A 19,954-nucleotide genomic window follows, 5' to 3' on the forward strand; every position below is an offset into this window, starting at 1 on the left:
GGTACCTGGTCCGTCACGGGCCTCAGTCTGCCATCGGCAGCGGGCTCGGATGTCCGTGGATGTGCGCGGGGGGCTGGACGACGGCCTGACCGGGCCGCCCCGACACCTCCGGCGGCGGCGCCTGCGGCCGGGGGGACGCCACCCGCGACGGCGCTGCTCGCGAAGAAGCTGCACGGCGGGTGCGCGGTCCATGGCTCGCCACCGCACCTCTCGCCCTTCTCCCGGCGGCCCCGAATTCGCCCGGCCCCGACAGCCTGGCCGGGGGTCCAGGCGAAGGTCAGACCGACTGCCGGACGACGACGCGCGCGGGCAGCGGGCGGAGCGCACCGGTGCCGAGCCCGAGCGCGAGGCGGGCGCTGAGCCGGCCGTGGGCTTCGGCGTCGACGTGGACGGTGGTCAGCCCGGGGGTGGTGTAGGCGCCGTACCCGTTGTCGTCGAAGCCGATGACGGCCATGTCGTCCGGCACCCGGCGGCCGAGGTCGCGCAGGGCCATCAGGACGCGCAGGGCCACGTCGTCGTTGAATCCCGCGATCGCGGTCACCTCGGGCGCTTCGGTGAGGAACGCCTCGACGGCTTCGGCGCAGGCGGAGGGTTCGAGCGGGGTGGCGAAGGAGTCGGGTACGGGGACACCCAGGTTCCGCGCGGCGTGCCCGGTGAACTTCAGACGGGTCGCGGCGAGCGGGGATTCGGTGTCGGGCAGGGCCACGGCGACATGGGTGTGGCCGTGTTCCACCAGGTGACGCAGTTGCAGTGCGGAGTGCGCGGCGAGGCCGTCGCGCCAGCCGCCGCCGAGGTCGTCGAGTTCGCGGCCGGTGAGGTAGGTCTCGCCGAAGCGGATGACGGCGCGAGGCGCGATGGCGTCCAGGACCTGCCGGGTGGACTGCGGGGTGTGGTGGCCGTGCCGGACGAGCAGGACGTGCTCGTGTGCGGCGAGTTCGGCGTCGAGGCCCTGGATGTAGCTGTGCGAGTAGTGGCCCTCCAGGCCCGCCTCGATGTTGAGGACGACGACGCGGGACGAACCCTCGCGCAGTGCCCTGGCCACTCCGTGCGGCACGTAACCGAGTTCCCGGGCGGCCTGCTTGACCCGGTCGCGGGTGGCGGCGGAGATGGTCTGGCGGGGGTCGTCGTTGAGGACGAAACTCACCGTGGCGCGGGAGACTCCGCTGGCCGCGGCCACGTCGTTCAGCGTGACCCTGCCGGAATTGCCCATCACCCCTGCTCCGATGCGGTTCGCGCACCGCACCCCTGTGGGCCGGCGCACAGCCATTCTAGGGAACCCGGCCGCCACCGGTGCACGAGCCGACTGGCGCGCATGCCCCGGTGGTGGAACAACGCCGGACCGGTGTACGGCGACGCACCGGTCACGGCCCGCCGGAGTCCGCGTCCCCGGCGGGACGGAAACCGGACGGCCGGGACGGAAGCCGGACCGGCCGGGACGGATCACCGCCGCCCCGGGGATCACCGCTCCTGTCCACGGGGTCGTCAGGGCGGGGGCGCCTCCTTCGGAGACGCCCGTGCCACCACCGCCCCGGCCCGTCGCGGCGTGCAAGGTCACCTTGCGCGCCGCGTAGCCAAGAAGCGAACACGGAGGCTAGAACGATTTAGTTCGCGGCTGTAGCGTATCCGCCACATCGAATCGGCTTGTCCAGCACGCCGGCCGACGGCCTGCGGGCGGAGGAGGAATCTCCCGCGATGACCGACACAGCATCACCCAGGAGCATCCTCGACGTCACCGCCGGACTGGCGCGCGAGGCCGCGAGCGCCGGCCCGGCGGCCGTCGCGGCGCCCCGACCCGCCGCCGTACGGCCGTCTCCGACACTTCCCGACGACCCTCGGCAGGCATCGGCCGGACTTGCGGGACGTCCGGGCACACGGCGGCCATCGCCTACTTACTAGATCGTTCTAGCTCGGAGCCATCCGCTCGGAGCCATCCGCTCGGTGCGGCCGTGCGGGTGGCTCGGTCCGGGACCGAGCGGGCGCTGTGTCGCACCGGTCCCTCTCGGGCGCGACGCCCGTACACACCCACCATGAAAGAGAGAGCCGCATGACAACTCCCAGCCTTCAGGACGGCATCGACAAGGCCGGCTCGCCCATCGACCTGTTGTGGCGGCCGGGTGCCGAGCCGTGGACGCCCGAGGTGGTCGACCGTGAGTACGTGGGCTGGAGGCAGGAGCAGCGCGCCTGGCACGAGGGGGTCGCGCTGTTGAACCTGTCGCACCACATGTTCGACATGTGGATCGAGGGCCCGGACGCCACGCGTGTCCTCGCCGAGTACGGCGCGAACAACTTCGAGAAGTTCGCGATCGGCCAGGCCAAGCAGTACGTGCCGGTGACCCGGCACGGCCACATCGTCACGGACGGCATCCTCTCCCGCGAGGCCGAGAACACCTACGTCCTCAGCGGTGTTCCGGCGTCGCAGCACTGGGTGCGCTACCACGCGGAGAAGGCCGGTTACGACGTCGGCTTCACCACCGACCCGTCCTCCGCGTTCCGCCCCGGGGGCGGCGACCCGAAGCTGTTCCGCTATCAGATCCAGGGCCCGCTGGCGCTGGATCTGATCGGGAAGGTCTTCGGCGGCCCGGTCCCCGAGACGAAGTTCTTCCACTCCACGCCGGTCACGCTGGACGGCCGCTCCTTCAAGGCGCTGCGCCACGGCATGGCCGGTCAGGCCGGGTACGAGTTCATCGGGCCCTGGGAGCACGCCGCTCACGTGCATGAGGCGTTCCTGAAGGCCGGTGAGCCGCTCGGCCTGGTCCAGGTCGGCGCGCTGGCGTACACGACGCCCAGTGTGGAGAGCGGCTGGATACCCTCGCCGGTACCCGGTGTCTACTCCGACCCCGAGCTGGCGGAGTACCGCGCGTGGCTCCCGCTGTTCGGCATCGAGGGCAAGCGCCCGCTCAGCGGCAGCTACTTCTCCGAGGACATCGAGGACTACTACGTCTCCCCGTACGAGCTGGGCTACGGAAAGATGATCCACTTCGGACACGACTTCCACGGCCGGGACGCCCTGCTCGCCGCCCACGCGGACGACAGCCTGCGCAAGAAGATCACCCTCGTCTTCGACCCCGACGACGTGCGCCGGGTGCTGGGGGGCGGAGAGGACCCCGGTTTCGTGCTCAGCTACGCCCGCCACCGGGTGGAGACCTCCGCCGGTCTGGCCGGCGTCACCATGCAGACGGCGGCCATCGACCCGGTCGGCACGGTCCTCGCCCAGACGCTGCTCGACCCCGCCCACGCCACACCCGGCACCGAGGTGACAGTGGTCTGGGGCGAGCACCCCGGCCGAGGTACCGATCCCGAGGCCGACCTCGGGTTCCCCCGCATCCGCGCCACCGTCCGGCCCAGCCCGTTCGACCGGCACGCCCGCACCGACTACCGCCGCAACGCCTGACGGGCGCCCCCGTGGTCCTGCCGGTTCCCCACCGAGCCCGGCCGGCCGGAGGACGACGTCCCGGGCCGGCCCGGCCCCGGGCGTCCTCCCCGGCCGCCGTCGCCGGTGTGCGGGCGGCGGGACCGCCGGCGCCAGGGCGCACCCGCCTTCACTAGGAGCATCATGAACCCCCTCGGCACAGCCACCCCGGCGGTGAGTACGTCACTGCTGAAGGACTTCTCCCTGGAGATGACCGCAAAGGACGTCCCCAAGCTCGACGAGGCCGCCGGCCTCATCCCGCCGGGCACCCGCGTCAACGTCACCTTCCTCGGCAACGAGGACCTGGGGATGCGCCTGGACGCCGCGCGGGCCGTGAAGCGTCTCGGCTTCACGCCGGTGCCGCACATCTCCGCCCGGCGCCTCGAATCCCGGGCCGACTTCGAGCGGTTCCTCGCCGCGCTGCAGGCGGACGGCACCGGCGCCGACGTCTTCACCGTCGGCGGCGACCCGGCCCGGCCCGAAGGACCGTACGAGGACTCCCTCGCCCTGATCGAATCGGGCCTGCTCCCGGAGTACGGCGTCAGGCACGTCGGCATCGGCGGCTACCCGGAGGGGCACCCCACCATCGACGGTGACGTGCTGTGGGCCGCGCTGCGGGACAAGAGCGCGGCCATCGCCGCCCAGGGTCTGGACGGCAGCGTCATCACCCAGTTCGGTTTCGACGTGGACGCCGTCCTCGCCTGGATCGAGCAGGTCCGGGGCCACGGCGTCACCCTGCCGATCCGTATCGGTGTCCCCGGTCCGGCCGGGGTCAGGCGGCTGATGGCGTACGCGGCACGGTTCGGCGTCGGCACCAGTGCCTCCATCGCCAAGAAATACGGGCTGTCGCTCACCAACCTCATGGGCACCGCGGGACCGGACGCCTTCCTGCGCGCTCTCACCGAGGGCCACGACCCGGCACGGCACGGCCAGGTGAAGATCCACTTCTATACGTTCGGCGGGCTGAAGGCCACGTCCGAATGGATCGCCCGGTTCAGGAAGGAAGCTCTCGCATGACGCTCGCCCAGGCCGCCCCCGTCACCGCCGGAACGAGGAGGAAGGGGACCGGCCACCAGGCGTCGCTGATCGTCCAGGGCGCCGACGCCACCGGCATCGTCGCGGCCGTGACCTCGGTGCTCAGTACGCACGGCGCCAACATCGTCTCCCTCGACCAGTACTCCGACAACCCGCAGGGCGGCGCCTTCTTCCAGCGCACCGTCTTCGGTCTGGACGGCCTCCAGGCCGACCTGCCCGCGCTGCGTGCCGACTTCGACGAGGAACTGGTGAAACGGTACGGCCTCACCTACACGCTGCGGGACCTGTCGGTGCCCAGGCGGGCGGCGATCTTCGCCTCCAAATCGGACCACTGCCTGCTCGACCTGCTCTGGCGCCACCGCCAGGGCCAACTGCCCATCAGCATCCCGATGGTGATCTCCAACCACCCCGATGTCGCCGAGTCGGTACGGAGTTTCGGCATCCCGTTCTTTCACGTGCCGTCCATGGGCGCGGACAAGTCCGCCGCCGAGGCGGAGCACCTGCGGCTGCTCAAGGACAACGTCGACTTCGTCGTCCTCGCCCGCTACATGCAGATCCTGTCCGCCGGCTTCATCGAGGAGGCCGGCGTACCGATCATCAACATCCACCATTCCTTCCTGCCCGCGTTCATCGGCGCCGGCCCGTACGCCAAGGCCAAGGAGCGCGGAGTGAAGCTGGTGGGCGCCACCGCGCACTACGTCACCGAGGATCTGGACGAGGGTCCGATCATCGAGCAGGACGTCGTCCGGGTGAGCCACGCCGACACGGCCGCCGACCTCGCCCGGCGCGGCGCGGACGTCGAACGCGCCGTTCTCTCCCGCGCGGTGCTCTGGCACGCCGAGGACCGGGTCATCCGCAACGGCAACCACACCATCGTCTTCGCCTGACCGGCCGGCCGGACCACGGTTCAGCCACCTGTCCCGGCGGGGAAACCGCCCGGCACCGGGACAGGTGGTCTTGTCGCGCGCCGGAACACGCCACCGGGGTCGGCGGCGAACGCCGCGGCGGACGGCGCGGGTCCGCCGCGGCACTCGCCGTCGCCCCGGTCCCCGACGCCGGGCGGCACTCGCCCGTCGCCCCGGTCCACGACGCCGGGCGGCACTCGCCCGTCGACCCCGGTCCCCGACACCGCGCACCGCGGTCACGCCTGGGCGCGGCCCCGCACACAGCCCTCTCCACCGGGCGATTCGTTCACCGACAGAAAGCGGTTCGCCACCATGACAACCACGATCGACGGCGCCCGGATCGCCCGAGAGATCCGGGCCGGCGTCGCGGAACGGGTCGCCCGGCTCACGCCCGACGGACGGGTGCCCGGACTGGCGACCATCCTCGTCGGCGACGACGCGGCCAGTGCCGTGTACGTCGCCGTCAAACGGCGTGCCGTCCGCGAGGCCGGGATGCGCGACGTCCACCGCCACCTGCCCGAGGAAGCCACCCACGGTACGGTCGCGGCGGCCATCGACGAACTCGCCGCCGATCCGGACGTCTCCGGCATCCTCCTCCAACTCCCGCTGCCCGCACACCTCGACGCCGCCCCACTGATCGACCGCATCCCCGTCGCCAAGGACGTCGACGGCCTGACCACGGCCAGCGCCGGCCGCCTGGCCCGGAACGAACGCGGCCTGCGCCCCTGCACACCCAGCGGCGTCATCGAACTCCTCGACGCCGAGGGCATCGAGCTGAAGGGCGCCTGTGCCACCGTCGTCGGCTGGGGTGAACTCGTCGGCCGCCCTCTGGCCCAGTTGCTGCTGCGCCGGGGCGCCACGGTGACCGTCGCCCACGAGTTCACCGCCGACCTCGCCGCCGTCACCCGGCCCGCCGACGTCGTCGTGGCCGCCACCGGCGTCCGGGGCCTCATCGGTCCGGAACACATCAAGCCCGGCGCGACCGTCGTCGACGTCGGCATCCACCGCACCCCCGACGGCCTCACCGGCGACGTCCGCGCCGCCGAACTCGACGGGATCGCCGGCCGCATCACCCCCGTACCCGGCGGCGTGGGCCCGATGACCATCGCCATGCTCCTGGTCAACACGCTCCGGGCCGCCGAGTGGGCAGCCGGGCGTGAGGCGGTGCCCGCATAGCCGGCCTCCGTCCGGACGCCGTCGCGCCGGGGCCCTCGGTACGCGGTGGGCCCTCGGTCAGGCGTCTCCGTACGCCTCTCCGCCGAGGGTGAGGACGGCGGTGCCCGCGGTGGTGTCGGCGAGCCAGGCGCGGAAGGCGTCCACCTCGGCGTCGGGCAGGCCGATCTCGATGGTGACCTCCTCGGCGTACCGCACCTCGCGCACGGTGCGGCCGGTGGCGCGCAGGTCGTTCTCCAGCCTGCCGGCGCGCTGGTGGTCGACGGTCACGGTGGCGAGCCGGAAGCGGCGCCGGGTGAGGGTGCCGACGTGGTCCAGGGCCTCGCCGACGGCCCCTCCGTAGGCGCGGATCAGGCCGCCCGCGCCGAGTTTGACGCCGCCGTAGTAGCGGGTGACGACGGCGACGACGTACCGCATGTCGCGGCGGAGCAGCATCTGGAGCATGGGGACGCCGGCCGTTCCGCCGGGTTCGCCGTCGTCGTTGGCCTTCTGTACGGCGGCGTCGGCGCCGATGACGTACGCCCAGCAGTTGTGGGTGGCGTCCGCGTGCTCCTTGCGCACGCCCGCGATGAACTCCTGTGCCTCCCGTTCGGTGGCCGCCGGGGCCAGGGCGCACAGGAACCGCGAGCGGTTGATCTCGGTCTCGTGCACGCCCGCGCGGGCGACCGTCCGGTACTCGTCCTGCATCGGGCCAGCCTATGCGGTCGCCGTCGGGGGCCGGCCGGGGCGTCGTCCTGGGGTGGTCTTCGGTATGCCCGTCGGCCTGTCGGGGACGCGCGGCCGGCGTGTCGGGCTGCCGTGGGGCGGGGTGGCGGGCGAGGTGGGCGTGTCGGCGGCGTGTCGGGGTTCCGTGAGGCGTGCGATGTGCGGGGTCGGCGTGTCGGGCCGGCCGGGGAGCCGGGCCGGGCACCCGGGCCGGTCAGACGGAGCCGAGTTCGCTGACGAGGTCCAGGCCGAGGAAGCGGTCCGTGTGGGCGTAGGTCTCGAAGCGCGCGCCGTCGGGGAGGTCCGGGTCGGTCTCCACCTGGCGCAGGACGTCCAGGACACCGGGGGCGTCGAGGTCGTCCTCCCAGGCTCCCCGCAGTCGGTCGCGTACGGGGCCGGGGATCGGGCGGGAGGGCTGCCGGGCCCAGTTGGCGACCGCGCGGCGCCAGCGCTTCAGGGTGTCGCGGGCGTCGTCGAGGGCGGCGTCGTCGAGCGCCACGCGCGCGTGGTGGTGGTGTGCGAGCAGCGCGAGCCGGACGACGGACGGCTCGGCGGAGCCGAGGAGGACGAGGTCGTCGGAGGCGACCGGGGCGACCGCGACCGTCGGCGCGTCCGGGAGCGGCTCACCCTCGCGGACGATGTGGAGGGTGCGGGCGACGGCGGCCGGGTCGGGGGCGGGCTCCCGGGCGGGCTCGAAGGGCCGGACGCCGAGGGCCGCCGCGTCGGCCCGGGTGTCGGCACCCGCCTCGGGGCCGGTCAGCAGGGACCACACCGGCGTGGCGTCCAGCTCCAGGGCGCGCACCAGCAGGTCCGCGACGAGCAGGACCCGCAACTGGGTGGCGTCCCGGCGCACGGCGTGCGCCTCGACCCGCGCCGGTCCCCTGCGGGTGGACGTGGCGGGAAGCGGCTCTCCGGTCCGGGCGTCGATGATGCGCAGCACGGGCCGAGCGTAGGCCGACCGCCGCCGGGCCGCACGGCGAACGCGCGCACCCGGCGGAGCGGGAGCGGCGGGAGCGGCGGACACCGGCCACGCCCTCGGAACACCCGACACGCGCGGCCGGCCCCGAACGCCCCCGCCGTTCCCCTACGCCCCCAGGCGCGGGATCTCGATAGCGGGGCAGCGGTCCATCACCATGTCCAGGCCCGCTTCCCGGGTCCGCGCGTAGGCCGCCTCGTCGACGACGCCGAGCTGGAACCAGACCGCCTCGGCGCCCTTGGCCACCGCCTCGTCGGCGACCTCACCGGCCAGTTCGCTGTTGACGAAGACGTCGACGACGTCCACGGCGAAGGGGATGTCCGCGAGGGACGCGTACCCCTGCTCGCCGTGCACGGTCTCCGCCTTGGGGTGGACCGGCACGACGCGCTTGCCGAAGCGCTGGAGCACCTCGGCGACGCCGTACGCCGCGCGCTGCCGGTTGGACGACAGGCCCACCACGGCCCAGGTGTCGCCCCGTTCGGTGAGAATCCTGCGGACCGTCGCCTCGTCGCCGTACACCGGTGGCCTCCTCGGGTTCGTGGACGGGGCGTGTGCCCCGCCGTCTCGTCAACGGACCGCGCGCCTGCGGGATTCCCGCGGCGCGGGGTACCGGGTCAGTCGTGCGCCGGCCGGCCGGCGATCCGGTGGTCGGCCACGTTCAGCGCCTCGGTGATCAGGCGGCGCAGGTGTCCGTCGCGCAGCGAGTAGACCACCCGGCGCCCTTCCTTCCGGGTGTCCACGAGGCCGGCCAGCCGCAGCCGCGCCAGGTGCTGGCTGACCGCGGGCCGGGCCGCTCCGCACGCCTCGGTGAGGGTGGTGACGTCGGCCTCGCCGCCGGTCAGGGCGTGCAGCAGGGTCAGCCGGGTGCGGTCGCCGAGCAGGGCGAGGAGTTCGGCGGCGAGCGCCACCTGTTCCTCGCCCGGCGTGCGCGGGTGCGCATCGTGCGCAGTTGACAGGTGCGTGCGTGCGCTCATACGCACATAATGGCCCCGTGGGCGTCCGGCGTCCACCCATCGCACCGGCACACCGGAAGGGGCACCCCATGAGCGACCCGCACCGGCACCACGACGACGGCCATCCCGCACACCCCCACCCCCACCCCCACTCCCCCGTTCACGCCCACGGCCATGACCACGACGCCCACAACCACAACCATGACCGTGACCACGGCCATGACCACGGCCACCACCCCTCCGGCCGCCTGCGCCGGCTCCTCACCCTGCACTCCCACACGGGCGGCGACCGCCTGGACCCCGCCCTGGAATCCTCGGCGCGGGGGCTGCGCGCGCTGTGGGTGTCGCTGGCCGTGCTCGGCGCGACGGCGCTCGCGCAGGCGGTCGTGGTGGTGGTCTCCGGGTCGGTGGCGCTGCTCGGCGACACCGTGCACAACACGGCGGACGCGCTCACCGCGCTGCCGCTGGCGCTCGCCTTCGTGCTCGGCCGCCGCGCGGCGACCCGGCGTTTCACCTACGGGTACGGGCGGGCGGAGGACCTGGCGGGTGTCGTGATCGTCCTCGCCATCGCCGCGTCCGCGCTGCTCGCGGGGTGGGCGGCGGTGGACCGGCTGCTGGACCCGCGCCCGGTGCAGCACCTGCCCGCGGTGGCGGCGGCGGCCGTGGTCGGCTTCGCCGGCAACGAGTGGGTGGCCCGTCACCGTATCCGCGTGGGCCGGTCGATCGGCTCGGCCGCGCTGGTCGCCGACGGCCTGCACGCGCGTACCGACGGATTCACGTCGCTGGCCGTGCTGCTGGGCGCCGGAGGCGCGGCGCTGGGGTGGCGGTACGCCGACCCGGTGGTGGGGCTGGCGATCACCGCCGCGATCGTGCTGGTGCTGCGGGACGCGGCGCGCGAGGTGTTCCGGCGCCTGATGGACGCCGTCGACCCGGCCCTCGTCGACCGCGCCGAACAGGCGCTCCGTACGGTCCCCGGCGTGCACGGGGTGGGTGAGCTGCGGCTGCGCTGGATCGGGCACCGGCTGCGCGCCGAGGTGGCGGTCGTGGTGGACGGCGAGGCCACGGTGCGCGAGGCCCATGACGTCGCCGTCGCCGCCGAACACGCCCTGCTGCACGCCGTACCCCGGCTCACCGCGGCCCTGGTCCACGCCGACCCGGCGCCCGCGGCGGGCGAGGCCGATCCGCATCTGGCACTCGCCCACCACGGCGTGGCGTGAGCGTCAGGCGACGCCCAGGCCCTCCAAGACGACGGCGCCCGGCAGTTCGGCGAGCGCCTTGCCGGGCACGAGCAGCTTGCCGCGCCGCCGTCCGCTGCCGACGAGGACGTAGGGCAGGTCGACGACGGCCGGGTCGACCAGGAGCGGCCAGTCGCGGGGCAGGCCGATGGGGGTGATGCCCCCGTACTCCATGCCGGTCTCGCCGGTCGCCGTGTCCATGGAGGCGAACGACGCCTTGCGGGCGCCGAGATGGCGGCGGACGACGCCGTTGACGTCGACGCGGGTGGTGGAGAGCACGAGGCACGCGGCGAGGGTGGCGGCGCCGCCGCGCTTGGCGGAGACCACCACGCAGTTCGCGGACGACCGGAGGAGGCCGGCTCCGTAGTGCTCGACGAAGACGGCGGTGTCGGCCCACTCCGGATCGGTGTCGACGTAGACGATCCGGTCGGCGGGGACGGCACCGCTCCAGTGGCGTACGGCGTCGGCGACCGGGGTGGTCAGCGTGTCGAGGCAGTCCGGGGCGGGGGTGGCGCTGTCGAAGTCGCCGAGGGGTGCGTCCATGGCGGCACGCTAACAACCCCGGGCGCCTGCACGGGCGTCCGTCTCAGCGGACGGGCGGGACGGAGACCGCCATGATCATCCGCACCGGCTCGGGCCCCTCGTTCCCGTACGTGTGCGGGGAGTCGGCGCCGAAGGAGGCGCTGGCCCCTTCGGGGACGCGGTGCGGTACGCCGTCGAGGGTGAGGGTGAGTTCGCCGGCCGTGACGTGCACGAGTTCGACCGTGCCGGCGGGGTGCGGGTCGGAGGGGCTGCTCTCGCCCGGCATGAGCCGCCAGTCCCACATCTCCAGCGGTCCGGGGGCCTCGGCGCCCGCGAGCAGCCGGCTGTAGCTGCCGGCCTCGGTGTCCCAGAGCCGTACGGCCTGACCCGCGGGGACGATGCGGACGGTGGGACCTTGTTCGTAGTCGAGCAGGGTGGTGACGCTGACGCCGAGGGCGTCGCCGATCTTGACGACGGTGCCGAGGCTGGGGTTGGTGCGCGCCTGCTCGATCTGGATGAGCATGCCGCGGCTGACACCCGCCCGCGCGGCGAGCGCCTCCAGGGTGAAACCGCGCTCGGTGCGCCAGCGCTTCACGTTGCGGGCCAGGGACTGGGTCAGCAGATCGAGGTCCGACACATTCCGTCCAGTGTGGTGGATGACTCGGTCCACTCTACTGATCTACGCCCGCCCCTTCCGCCCCGCACCGGGACGACGGTTCGGCCGGGACACGGCATCGGCGTGCCCGTCGGCCCGGGGAGCGGCCCGGCTTCGGGCGAACCGGCGAGGGGCGGGGCGCTTGCGTTCTAGGCTGAGCGCACACCGCCGCCTCTGGGGAAACGGGAGTCTCATGCGCGTCTTCGTCGCCGGTGCCACCGGCGCGGTCGGCAGTCGGCTCGTGCCGCTGCTGGTCGCGGCCGGGCACGAGGTCACCGGGATCTCACGGACCCGGGCGGGGGCCGAGCGGATCGGCGGCCTCGGCGCGACGGGGGTGCGGGCGGACGTGCTCGACGCGGACGCGGTGCGGCGCGCGGTCCTGGCGGCGGCACCGGAGGCGGTGGTCCACCAGCTCACCGATCTCTCCGGCGCGGACGGAGCCGCCAACGGCCGGATACGCCGCGAGGGCACCCGGCACCTGGTGGACGCCGCGAAGGAAGCCGGGGTGCGCCGGATCGTCGCGCAGTCGATCTCCTGGGCGTACGCGCCGGGCGAGGCTCCGGCCGCGGAGGCGGTACCGCTCGACGACACCGCCGACCAGCCGCGCGCCGGGATGGTGGCCGCCGTCCGGGCCCTGGAGGAGACGGTCGCCGAGGTGGAGACGGCGGTCGTGCTGCGCTACGGCCTGCTGTACGGGCCCGGTACCTGGTACGCGCCCGGCGGTGCCGTCGCCGCGGCCCTGGCGGGCGACCCGTCGGTGCCCTTCCTGGGGAGCACCGTGGCGAACGACGCGGTGAGTTCCTTCGTCCACGTCGCCGACGCGGCGGGCGCGGCGCTGGCCGCGCTCGACTGGCCGGGCGGTCCGGTCAACATCGTGGACGACGAACCCGCCCCCGCCCGCGTGTGGCTTCCGGCGCTGGCCGAGGCGCTCGGCGTACCCGCGCCGGGCCCGGTCACGGGGCGGCAGGAGTGGCAGCGCGGCGCCCTCAACGCGCTGGCCCGCGGCCGGGGTTGGCGGCCCGGGTGGCCGACCTGGCGGACCGGTTTCGCCGCCCGGCGCGAGACCGCGTGAGTTCTCCGGAGCCCCGGCGCGCAGGTGCTCGGCGTGGGCGGACGCCACGAGACCGGCGTGCCGCCCCACGCCCCTCGCCGCCGGAGGCTGGACCGCGCGCCGCTCCTCAGCCCTCCGTCTCCAGTTCCGGGAGCCGGGCCGGGGGCGGGTCGGACAGGGTGGCCAGGTGGGCGACGGCTTCGTCGTCCAGCGCTGACAGGGCGCGCAGTTGGTCCGGGGTGGCGTCCTCGGGTATCGGCACCGGGGCCGGGGTGCGCAGGGGCGGCTGCCAGCCCTCGGCGGAGGTCCAGCGGCGGACGACCCGGGCCGGCGCCCCCGCGACCACGGCGTGGTCGGGCACCGTGCCGCGGACCACGGCGCCGGCGGCCACCACCACGTTCCGCCCGATCCGCGCACCGGGCAGGACGACCGCGCCGGTGCCGATCCAGCAGCCGGGGCCGATCTCCACCGGCTCCATGCGCGGCCACTGCTTGCCGATGGGCTGGTGGGGGTCGTCGTAGGAGTGGTTGGTCGAGGTGACGTAGACGTACGGGCCGACGTAGCAGTCGCTGCCGATGATGACCGTGGTGTCCGCGATGACGTGACTGCCGCGGCCGAGGACGACGCCGTCCCCGATGCGCAGGATGGGGTCGGGGCCGAGGTCCAGGTCGGGCATGAGCCCGGCGGTCAGGGTGACCTGCTCGCCGATGATGCAGTGGGCGCCGATCTCGATCCAGGGCTCGCCGAAGACCGTGCCGAGCGGGAAGGCTAGCCGGGTGCCGGTGCCCAGGGCGCGGAACCGGAACCGCCCGGGGCGGGCGGCGGTGACGGAGCCGGTGCGCTGCGCCCACGCCCAGCCGGCGTGCACGGCCCGCTGCGCGAGTCGGCCGGCCCGGGACGAGAACGTGTTCTTGCGCTTCGGCACCCGCTCACCGTAGTCCGCGGGCGGTGCGGGGGCGGCGCCGGAGCTCTGTGATCTTCACCCCACCCGGTGGCGTACCGTGCCGTACATCACCGGACCAGGAGGCGAAGATGGAGCGTACGGCGCTGATCACGGGCATCGGCGGCAGGCACCCCGAGGTGGACGGGGAGGCGTTCGTCGCCCCCACCGCCTCGGTCGTCGGGGACGTGGCCCTGCGGGCCGGCGCGAGCGTCTGGTACGGGGCGGTGCTCCGCGGCGACGTCGAGCGGATCACCGTCGGGGAGAGCAGCAACGTCCAGGACAACTGCACGCTCCACGCCGACCCGGGCTTCCCCGTCACGGTCGGCGCCCGCGTCTCCGTCGGGCACAACGCGGTCGTGCACGGCGCGACGGTCGAGGACGACTGCCTCATCGGCATGGGCGCCACCGTCCTCAACGGCGCCGTGATCGGCGCGGGCTCGCTGGTCGCCGCGCAGGCGCTGGTGCCGCAGGGCATGCGGGTGCCGCCGGGTTCGCTGGTCGCGGGGGTGCCGGCGAAGGTGCGCCGGGAGCTGACCGGGGAGGAGCGCCAGGGCATCACCCTCAACGGGACGATGTACGCGGAGCTGGCGAAGGCCCACCGCGAGGTGCACGAGGGGGCCGGGGGCGGCGACGCCGGGGCGTGAGGCGGGCGCGAACGTGAGGCGGCGCGGGGCGCGGACGCGAGCGTGAGGCGGGCGCGGGCGCGAGGCGGGGTGCGGACGCGAGCGTGAAGCGGCGTGCGGGCGCGAGGCGGGGTGCGGACGCGAGCGTGAAGCGGCGTGCGGGCGCGAGGCGGGGTGCGGACGCGAGCGTGAAGCGGCGTGCGGGCGCGAGGCGGGGTGCGGCCCGGCCCCTTGTCCGGCCGGCGAAGCCCGGGAGCCCCCGGCGCTCGGCCGGGTCAGCCGGTCTCGGGGCCCTGAGGCCCTGAGGCCCCGTCCTCAGTCGGAGGAGGCGACCTTCTCGCCGCCGGCCGCCGGCTCGGGCTCGGCCTGCCGTTCCGCCGCTGCCGTCGCCTCCCGGTCGGCCGCGGCGCGCTGGGCCTTGCGCTTGACGAGCAGCATCGAGCCGACGCCGACGAGCACGGCCGCCACCAGTCCCAGCCACGAGAAGCGCTTGAGCCAGGACTCGGCGACCACACCGAGGTAGTAGATGACGGCCGTGGTGCCGCCCGCCCAGAGGATGCCGCCGAAGACGTTGGCGATGAAGAACTTCCAGTAGGGCATGCGCAGCACGCCCGCCAGCGGGCCCGCGAAGATGCGCAGCAGGGCGACGAACCGGCCGAAGAACACGGCCCACATGCCCCACCGGTCGAAGGACGCTTCGGCGGTGGCGATGTGCCCCTCACCGAAGTGTCTGGGGAACTTCCGGCCCAGCCAGGCCAGCAGCGGCCGTCCGCCCCGGCGGCCGATGGCGTAGCCGATCGAGTCGCCGACGACCGCGCCGACGGTGGCGCAGGTGCCGAGGACCACGGGGTCGATGCCGCCGTGCTGGGAGGAGAGCAGGGCGGCCGAGACGAGGACGATCTCACCCGGCAGCGGGATACCGAGGCTCTCCAGGCCGATGACGACGCCGACCACCGCGTAGACGGCCGCCGCGGGCACCGTGTCGAGCCACTCCTGGACGTGCAACGCCGCTTCCTCCGCTTCGCGTCCCTGCTGATTCCCGGGTGCGCCGCGACCGCGGCGCACCCGGGAAGCCTACCGGGTCGCGGGAGTGTCGCCCCCGGGCGGGCGCGGGAGGGGCGGCCGGTGTTCAGCCGTTGGGCCGCAGCGTCCAGACGACGGTGACCTCGCCGGTGACCGCGCCGTCCTCGCGCTGGATGGTCACGCCGACGGGGAACTCGGGGCGGTTGCCGGCGTCCAGTTCGGCGACCACGTCGGCGGCCGGGCGGCCCAGGGTGGCGGTCGCGGTGACCGGGCCCAGCGCGATCTTCCTGAACGCGATCTCGGCGTGCACCGGCAGCGGCACGGCGCGTGAGAGCTGGTCGCCGAAGGCGGCGAGGACGACGGCGCCGCTGGCGGACTCGGCCAGCGTGAACATGGCTCCGGCGTGCGGTCCCCCGACGTGGTTGTGGTACTCGCTCTGGTCCGGAAGGCGCAGGACGGCCTTGTCCGCGGTGGTCTCCAGGTAGGCGAGGTTCAGGGTCCGGACCATCGGCACGGTGGCGGCGAGCAGCTCGCCGACCGACATCTCGTCTGCGCTCATGCCCGCATGTTACCCACGAGTAGATCGCGGGAGCCAGAGCCACCGGACGATCGTCCGCCGAGGAACCCGGGAGGCCGGGGCCGCACGTGGCCGAAACGCGACGGTGCGGGCAGGCGGCGGGGGGGGGCGTCCGGGTGGCCGGAACGGTGGGGCGTCCGGGGCGGACCGCCCCGTTTCGGTACGTCCCTGACAAGACCCGGTGACCGAATCGTGTCCTGGGCCGCACTAGGGTGACTGCTCATGTGGCCAGGACAGCAGCCGCCCGGGGGCGAGCAGAACCCGCAGGGGAACAACCCGTACCAGCAGCCGGGGTACCAGCAGCCGAATCCGTATCAGCAGCCGGGATACCCACAGCCCGGACCGTACGGGCAGCAGCCGCAGTGGGGTGCTCCGACGGTGCCGGGGGCCCCGCTTCCCGGGGGCGGGGACGGCGGCGGCAACCGGACGAAGCTGGTCGCCATCGTCGCGGCGCTCGCCGTGGTGGTGACGGCCGGGGTGACCGGTTTCCTGGTGCTCGGCGGTGACAAGGACGACACGGCGGACGGCAAGGACGCCCAGCCCGGCACCAGCGCGTCCGCGAGCGGGTCGGCGTCCCCGGAGGCCGAGCCGAGCGGCTCCGGCTCCGACGACAACCCGCGCGGCGACGGGGAGCTGGAGGCGACCGTGCCGGGCTGGAAGGTCGTCGCCAACCCGCGTTTCGGCACCATGTTCGACGTCCCCGCCGACTGGGAGATCGAGAAGCCCGGCACCAGCGTCGGCTTCGAGTGGGAGGAGGAGGACGGCACGCTCGACCGCACCAGTGTCACCGCGCCGGCCTACCTCAAGTCCGAGTGGTGCACCTCCGACGACGACAAGGACGGCCGCAAGGAGACCACGGCCCTCGCCACCGCCGGCACGCGCGGGGAGAACGGTGCCAAGGACACGGACATGGCGGCCGAGACCCGCGTCCCGTGGTGGATCTTCGGCGGCTACACCCAGCCCGACAAGAAGAGCGTGAAGCACGACAAGCCGAAGGCGTACACCACGGCCTCCGGCATCAAGGGCAGCGTCGCCACCGCCTACTCCGAGGGCACGCCCCAGAAGGGGAAGTGCGACAGCGAGGGCAAGGCGATCACCTTCGCCTTCAAGAACGGCGCGGGCGACTTCGTCACCTGGAACCTGTACGGCGCCAAGGGCGTCAAGGACGAGATCCCGGAGGAGACGGTGCAGAAGATCCTGAGCACCGTGCGCCTCACCGAGGAACTCCCGACCGGCACCTGACCGGCCCCCGGCGCACCGAGGAGGCCCGGCGGTCAGCCGATGCCGAACGCTCCGGCGGGCGGCTCGGGCGACGGCCGGGCCTCCTCGTCCGGCACCGGCCGCGCGTCGCCGATGAACTTCCGCAGGGCGGCCCCGTGCTCGACCCGGGCCGGGAACGCGTCGGCGGCGGTGCGCCGGGCCAGCGCCCCCGTGTCGAGCGGGCGGTGCGAGGCGAGCAGGATCATGTTGCCGAACCGGCGCCCGCGCAGCACGCCCGGTTCGGCGATGAGCGCCAGTTCCGGAAAGAGCGCGGCGAACCCGGCGAGCTGCGAGCGCAGGAAGCCGAAGGGCGCCCCGTCGGCCAGGTTGGCCGCGTAGACGCCGTCGGCCCGCAGCACGCGTTCGGCCTCACGCGCGTAACCGGCGGTGGCCAGATGGGCCGGTACCCGCGAGCCGCCGAAGACGTCCGCGACCAGCACGTCGGCCGAGTCGGCGGGCGCGGCCTCCAGCCAGGCGCGGGCGTCGGCGGCGTGGGTGGCGATGCCCGCGCCGTCCGGCAGCGGCAGGTGCTCGGCGACCAGCTCCAGCAGGCCCCGGTCGGCCTCCACGACGTCCTGCCGGGAGCCCGGCCGGGTCACGGCCACGTACCGGGGCAGGGTGAGCGCTCCCCCGCCGAGGTGCACCACGTCCAGCGGCTGTCCCGGCCCGGCGGCGGTGTCGAGGACGTGCCCGAGCCGCTGCGTGTACTCGAACTCCAGGTGCGCGGGGTCGTCCAGGTCCACGTAGGACTGCACCGCCCCGTCGACGGTGAGCAGCCAGGCCCGGCGGCGGTCGACGTCGGGCAGGAGCTTGGCGGTGCCGTGGTCGACGGCGCGGACGACGGGCAGGGACTCGTTCACGCGCCCATTGTGCCGGGGTGCGCGGCCCGCCCGGCCACTGCTCCGTCACGTCGCCGAGACGCACCCGACGGCGATCAGTCATACGAGTCGGTTACTGTCGCCGAATGCTCGATGCCCACACCCGCTCTGGGGGCACCGTCACGGCGTCTCCCCGCGCCGCCGCACCGGAACTCGCCGTCGCCGCCGGGCGTCCGGCCGGGCCCGCCGGCTTCGCCGCCCGGGTGACGAGAGCCGTGCTCTCCCCCTGGTCCCGTCTGGCGCTGCTGGTGGTGCTGCTCACCGCGGCGGCCTCGGCGATGCTGGTGTTCCAGCCGCAGCGGATGCTGACCGACGGCCGGGAGCCGCAGCTCGGCGGTGCGGCGGCGGCGCTCGCGTACGCGCTGGCGTACGGGCTGTGCACCGTCGCCTTCGTGCCGCGCCCGCTGCTGAACCTCGCCGCCGGCGCCCTGTTCGGCTCCTCGGTGGGTCTCTCCTCGGCGCTCGCGGGCACGGTGCTCGGGGCCGGGCTCGCCTTCTGCCTCGGCCGGGCGCTGGGCCAGGACGCGCTGCGTCCGCTGCTGCGCGGCAGATGGCTGAAGGCCGCGGACGGGCAGCTCAGCCGGCACGGCTTCCGCTCGATGCTGGCGGCGCGGCTCTTCCCGGGGGTGCCGTTCGCCGCCGCCAACTACTGCGCGGCCGTCTCCCGTATGGGCCTGGTGCCCTTCCTGCTGGCCACGGCGGTGGGCTCGGTGCCCAACACGGCCGCCTACGCCGTCGCCGGGGCCCGTGCCTCGACGCCGGGGTCGCCCGCCTTCCTGATCGCGCTGGCCGTGATCGCGCTGCCCGCGCTGGCGGGCGGGGTGGTGGCCTGGCGCAGGCGCCACCGGCTGCCCGGCGCCTGACGCCACACCCGGGCGAGGCCCCCGGCGCACCACGGGCCGTCCCGGTGCGGGTCGGGCGTGGCGTGACACCGCCCCTGGTGGGGCGGGCGGGACAGCGGTACAGGCCCGATCTTCCCTGTCACCTTCTGGTCACTTTGGGGCGCTACGCTGCCCCACGACACGCTCGGCCGCGATCACCGCATACGCCGGACAGGTGTGTCCATCGACCGTTCCGCGATCGGCACTTGGACTCCACAACCTCATGTCTTGGTTTGAATCCCTCATCCTCGGACTCGTCCAGGGGCTGACCGAGTTCCTCCCCGTCTCCTCCAGCGCCCACCTGCGGCTGACGGCGGCGTTCTCCGGATGGCACGACCCCGGGGCGGCCTTCACGGCGATCACGCAGATCGGCACGGAGGCCGCCGTCCTCATCTACTTCCGCAAGGACATCGGCCGCATCCTCTCCGCCTGGACCCGCTCGTTCACCAGCAAGGAGATGCGTCACGACCCGGACGCGCGGATGGGCTGGCTCGTCATCGTGGGCTCCATCCCGATCGGTGTCCTCGGCCTGACGCTCAAGGACCAGATCGAGGGGCCGTTCCGGGACCTGCGGATCACCGCGACGATGCTGATCGTCGTCGGTGTGATCATCGGCGTCGCGGACCGGATGGCGGCGCGCGACGAGAGCGGCGGCCGGCACCGCGCGCCCAAGCAGCGCAAGGAACTGTCGGACCTGGGCGTCCGCGACGGCCTGATCTACGGACTCTGCCAGGCGATGGCCCTCATCCCCGGCGTCTCCCGCTCCGGCGCGACCATCAGCGGCGGCCTGTTCATGGGCTACCGGCGCGAGGCCGCGGCCCGCTACTCCTTCCTGCTGGCGATCCCGGCGGTGCTCGCCTCCGGCCTGTTCGAGCTCAAGGACGCCATGGAGAGCGACCACGTCTCCTGGGGACCGACGATCTTCGCCACGGTCATCGCCTTCGCCAGCGGATACGCGGTCATCGCCTGGTTCATGCGCTACATCTCCACCAAGAGCTTCATGCCGTTCGTCTGGTACCGGATCGTCCTCGGCATTCTGATCATCATCCTGGTCACGGCGGGGGTGCTCAGCCCGCACGCGGCGGAGTCCGCGGGCTGACACGGGGGCGCGTAGCCGTCCGGTAGCGGAGTGTCAGTGCTTGCCCCTAGG

21 protein-coding genes are annotated in these 19,954 nt (G+C 74.0%); 10 read left to right on the plus strand and 11 right to left on the minus strand.

What is annotated here, in order from left to right:
• Positions 1–277: 277 nt before the first annotated feature.
• Entirely contained in the window at positions 278–1,177 is a 900-nt protein-coding gene (locus tag J5Y05_RS29510) for a LacI family DNA-binding transcriptional regulator (RefSeq protein WP_307854151.1), read from the minus strand.
• Positions 1,178–2,044: 867 nt separating this feature from the next.
• Here J5Y05_RS29510 and J5Y05_RS29515 point away from each other — a divergent pair.
• From J5Y05_RS29515 to J5Y05_RS29530, 4 genes are all read left to right on the plus strand, one after another.
• Complete coding sequence (locus J5Y05_RS29515) at positions 2,045–3,391, plus strand: aminomethyltransferase family protein (protein WP_210876358.1); 1,347 nt, start codon at positions 2,045–2,047, stop codon at positions 3,389–3,391.
• 162 nt (positions 3,392–3,553) lie between these two features.
• Positions 3,554–4,426, plus strand: coding sequence for a methylenetetrahydrofolate reductase (locus tag J5Y05_RS29520; protein ID WP_210876359.1), 873 nt, complete (start codon positions 3,554–3,556; stop codon positions 4,424–4,426).
• Entirely contained in the window at positions 4,423–5,331 is a 909-nt protein-coding gene (gene purU, locus J5Y05_RS29525; protein WP_210876360.1) for a formyltetrahydrofolate deformylase, read from the plus strand. The genes J5Y05_RS29520 and purU overlap by 4 nt, the downstream gene beginning before the upstream one ends.
• A gap of 330 nt (positions 5,332–5,661) precedes the next feature.
• Positions 5,662–6,525, plus strand: a complete 864-nt coding sequence (locus J5Y05_RS29530; protein WP_210876361.1) for a bifunctional 5,10-methylenetetrahydrofolate dehydrogenase/5,10-methenyltetrahydrofolate cyclohydrolase — start codon at positions 5,662–5,664, stop codon at positions 6,523–6,525.
• Positions 6,526–6,582: 57 nt separating this feature from the next.
• On the opposite strand, the gene J5Y05_RS29535 is transcribed toward J5Y05_RS29530, so the two are convergent.
• The 4 genes from J5Y05_RS29535 to J5Y05_RS29550 form a co-directional block, all read right to left on the minus strand.
• The gene (locus J5Y05_RS29535; RefSeq protein ID WP_210876362.1) at positions 6,583–7,209 is read right to left on the minus strand and encodes a YigZ family protein; all 627 of its coding nucleotides are present in this window, start codon (positions 7,207–7,209) and stop codon (positions 6,583–6,585) included.
• A 232-nt stretch (positions 7,210–7,441) separates the two neighbouring features.
• On the minus strand, positions 7,442–8,167 hold the full coding sequence (locus J5Y05_RS29540) for a hypothetical protein (protein ID WP_210876363.1): 726 nt from the start codon (positions 8,165–8,167) through the stop codon (positions 7,442–7,444).
• Between the two features lie 144 nt (positions 8,168–8,311).
• Entirely contained in the window at positions 8,312–8,722 is a 411-nt protein-coding gene (locus J5Y05_RS29545) for a CoA-binding protein (RefSeq protein WP_210876364.1), read from the minus strand.
• 95 nt (positions 8,723–8,817) lie between these two features.
• A complete protein-coding gene (locus J5Y05_RS29550) occupies positions 8,818–9,177 on the minus strand; it encodes an ArsR/SmtB family transcription factor (RefSeq protein ID WP_210876365.1) in 360 nt (119 codons plus the stop codon).
• Positions 9,178–9,245: 68 nt separating this feature from the next.
• On the opposite strand from J5Y05_RS29550, the gene J5Y05_RS29555 reads away from it, so the two are divergent.
• Positions 9,246–10,373 (plus strand): cation diffusion facilitator family transporter, encoded by a 1,128-nt coding sequence (locus tag J5Y05_RS29555; RefSeq protein WP_210876366.1) that lies wholly within the window; start codon positions 9,246–9,248, stop codon positions 10,371–10,373.
• A 3-nt stretch (positions 10,374–10,376) separates the two neighbouring features.
• On the opposite strand, the gene J5Y05_RS29560 is transcribed toward J5Y05_RS29555, so the two are convergent.
• The gene (locus J5Y05_RS29560) at positions 10,377–10,934 is read right to left on the minus strand and encodes a YbaK/EbsC family protein (RefSeq protein WP_210876367.1); all 558 of its coding nucleotides are present in this window, start codon (positions 10,932–10,934) and stop codon (positions 10,377–10,379) included.
• 43 nt (positions 10,935–10,977) lie between these two features.
• A complete protein-coding gene (locus J5Y05_RS29565) occupies positions 10,978–11,550 on the minus strand; it encodes a helix-turn-helix domain-containing protein (protein WP_210876368.1) in 573 nt (190 codons plus the stop codon).
• Between the two features lie 211 nt (positions 11,551–11,761).
• Here J5Y05_RS29565 and J5Y05_RS29570 point away from each other — a divergent pair, with 211 nt between their 5' ends.
• A complete protein-coding gene (locus J5Y05_RS29570; protein WP_210876369.1) occupies positions 11,762–12,640 on the plus strand; it encodes an NAD-dependent epimerase/dehydratase family protein in 879 nt (292 codons plus the stop codon).
• Between the two features lie 106 nt (positions 12,641–12,746).
• On the opposite strand, the gene J5Y05_RS29575 is transcribed toward J5Y05_RS29570, so the two are convergent.
• Entirely contained in the window at positions 12,747–13,544 is a 798-nt protein-coding gene (locus J5Y05_RS29575; protein WP_210876370.1) for an acyltransferase, read from the minus strand.
• 107 nt (positions 13,545–13,651) lie between these two features.
• Between J5Y05_RS29575 and J5Y05_RS29580 the strand changes: the two genes are divergently transcribed.
• Positions 13,652–14,206 (plus strand): gamma carbonic anhydrase family protein, encoded by a 555-nt coding sequence (locus tag J5Y05_RS29580; RefSeq protein WP_210876371.1) that lies wholly within the window; start codon positions 13,652–13,654, stop codon positions 14,204–14,206.
• Positions 14,207–14,500: 294 nt separating this feature from the next.
• Here J5Y05_RS29580 and J5Y05_RS29585 read toward each other — a convergent pair whose 3' ends face one another.
• Together J5Y05_RS29585 and J5Y05_RS29590 are read right to left on the minus strand one after the other, a co-directional pair.
• On the minus strand, positions 14,501–15,190 hold the full coding sequence (locus J5Y05_RS29585) for a DedA family protein (RefSeq protein WP_210876372.1): 690 nt from the start codon (positions 15,188–15,190) through the stop codon (positions 14,501–14,503).
• Positions 15,191–15,314: 124 nt separating this feature from the next.
• Positions 15,315–15,752, minus strand: coding sequence for a DUF4442 domain-containing protein (locus J5Y05_RS29590; protein WP_210876442.1), 438 nt, complete (start codon positions 15,750–15,752; stop codon positions 15,315–15,317).
• A 255-nt stretch (positions 15,753–16,007) separates the two neighbouring features.
• Between J5Y05_RS29590 and J5Y05_RS29595 the strand changes: the two genes are divergently transcribed.
• Positions 16,008–17,027: a DUF8017 domain-containing protein gene (locus J5Y05_RS29595; protein WP_210876373.1), complete on the plus strand. Its 1,020-nt coding sequence runs from the start codon at positions 16,008–16,010 to the stop codon at positions 17,025–17,027.
• A gap of 32 nt (positions 17,028–17,059) precedes the next feature.
• On the opposite strand, the gene J5Y05_RS29600 is transcribed toward J5Y05_RS29595, so the two are convergent.
• Complete coding sequence (locus J5Y05_RS29600) at positions 17,060–17,905, minus strand: spermidine synthase (protein ID WP_210876374.1); 846 nt, start codon at positions 17,903–17,905, stop codon at positions 17,060–17,062.
• A gap of 104 nt (positions 17,906–18,009) precedes the next feature.
• On the opposite strand from J5Y05_RS29600, the gene J5Y05_RS29605 reads away from it, so the two are divergent.
• Both J5Y05_RS29605 and J5Y05_RS29610 read left to right on the plus strand, forming a co-directional pair.
• Positions 18,010–18,786 (plus strand): TVP38/TMEM64 family protein, encoded by a 777-nt coding sequence (locus J5Y05_RS29605; RefSeq protein ID WP_210876375.1) that lies wholly within the window; start codon positions 18,010–18,012, stop codon positions 18,784–18,786.
• 241 nt (positions 18,787–19,027) lie between these two features.
• Entirely contained in the window at positions 19,028–19,903 is an 876-nt protein-coding gene (locus J5Y05_RS29610; RefSeq protein ID WP_210876376.1) for an undecaprenyl-diphosphate phosphatase, read from the plus strand.
• Positions 19,904–19,954: the final 51 nt, after the last annotated feature.

It is taken from the genome of Streptomyces tagetis (assembly GCF_018069565.1).
Taxonomy (GTDB): Bacteria; Actinomycetota; Actinomycetes; order Streptomycetales; family Streptomycetaceae; genus Streptomyces; species Streptomyces tagetis.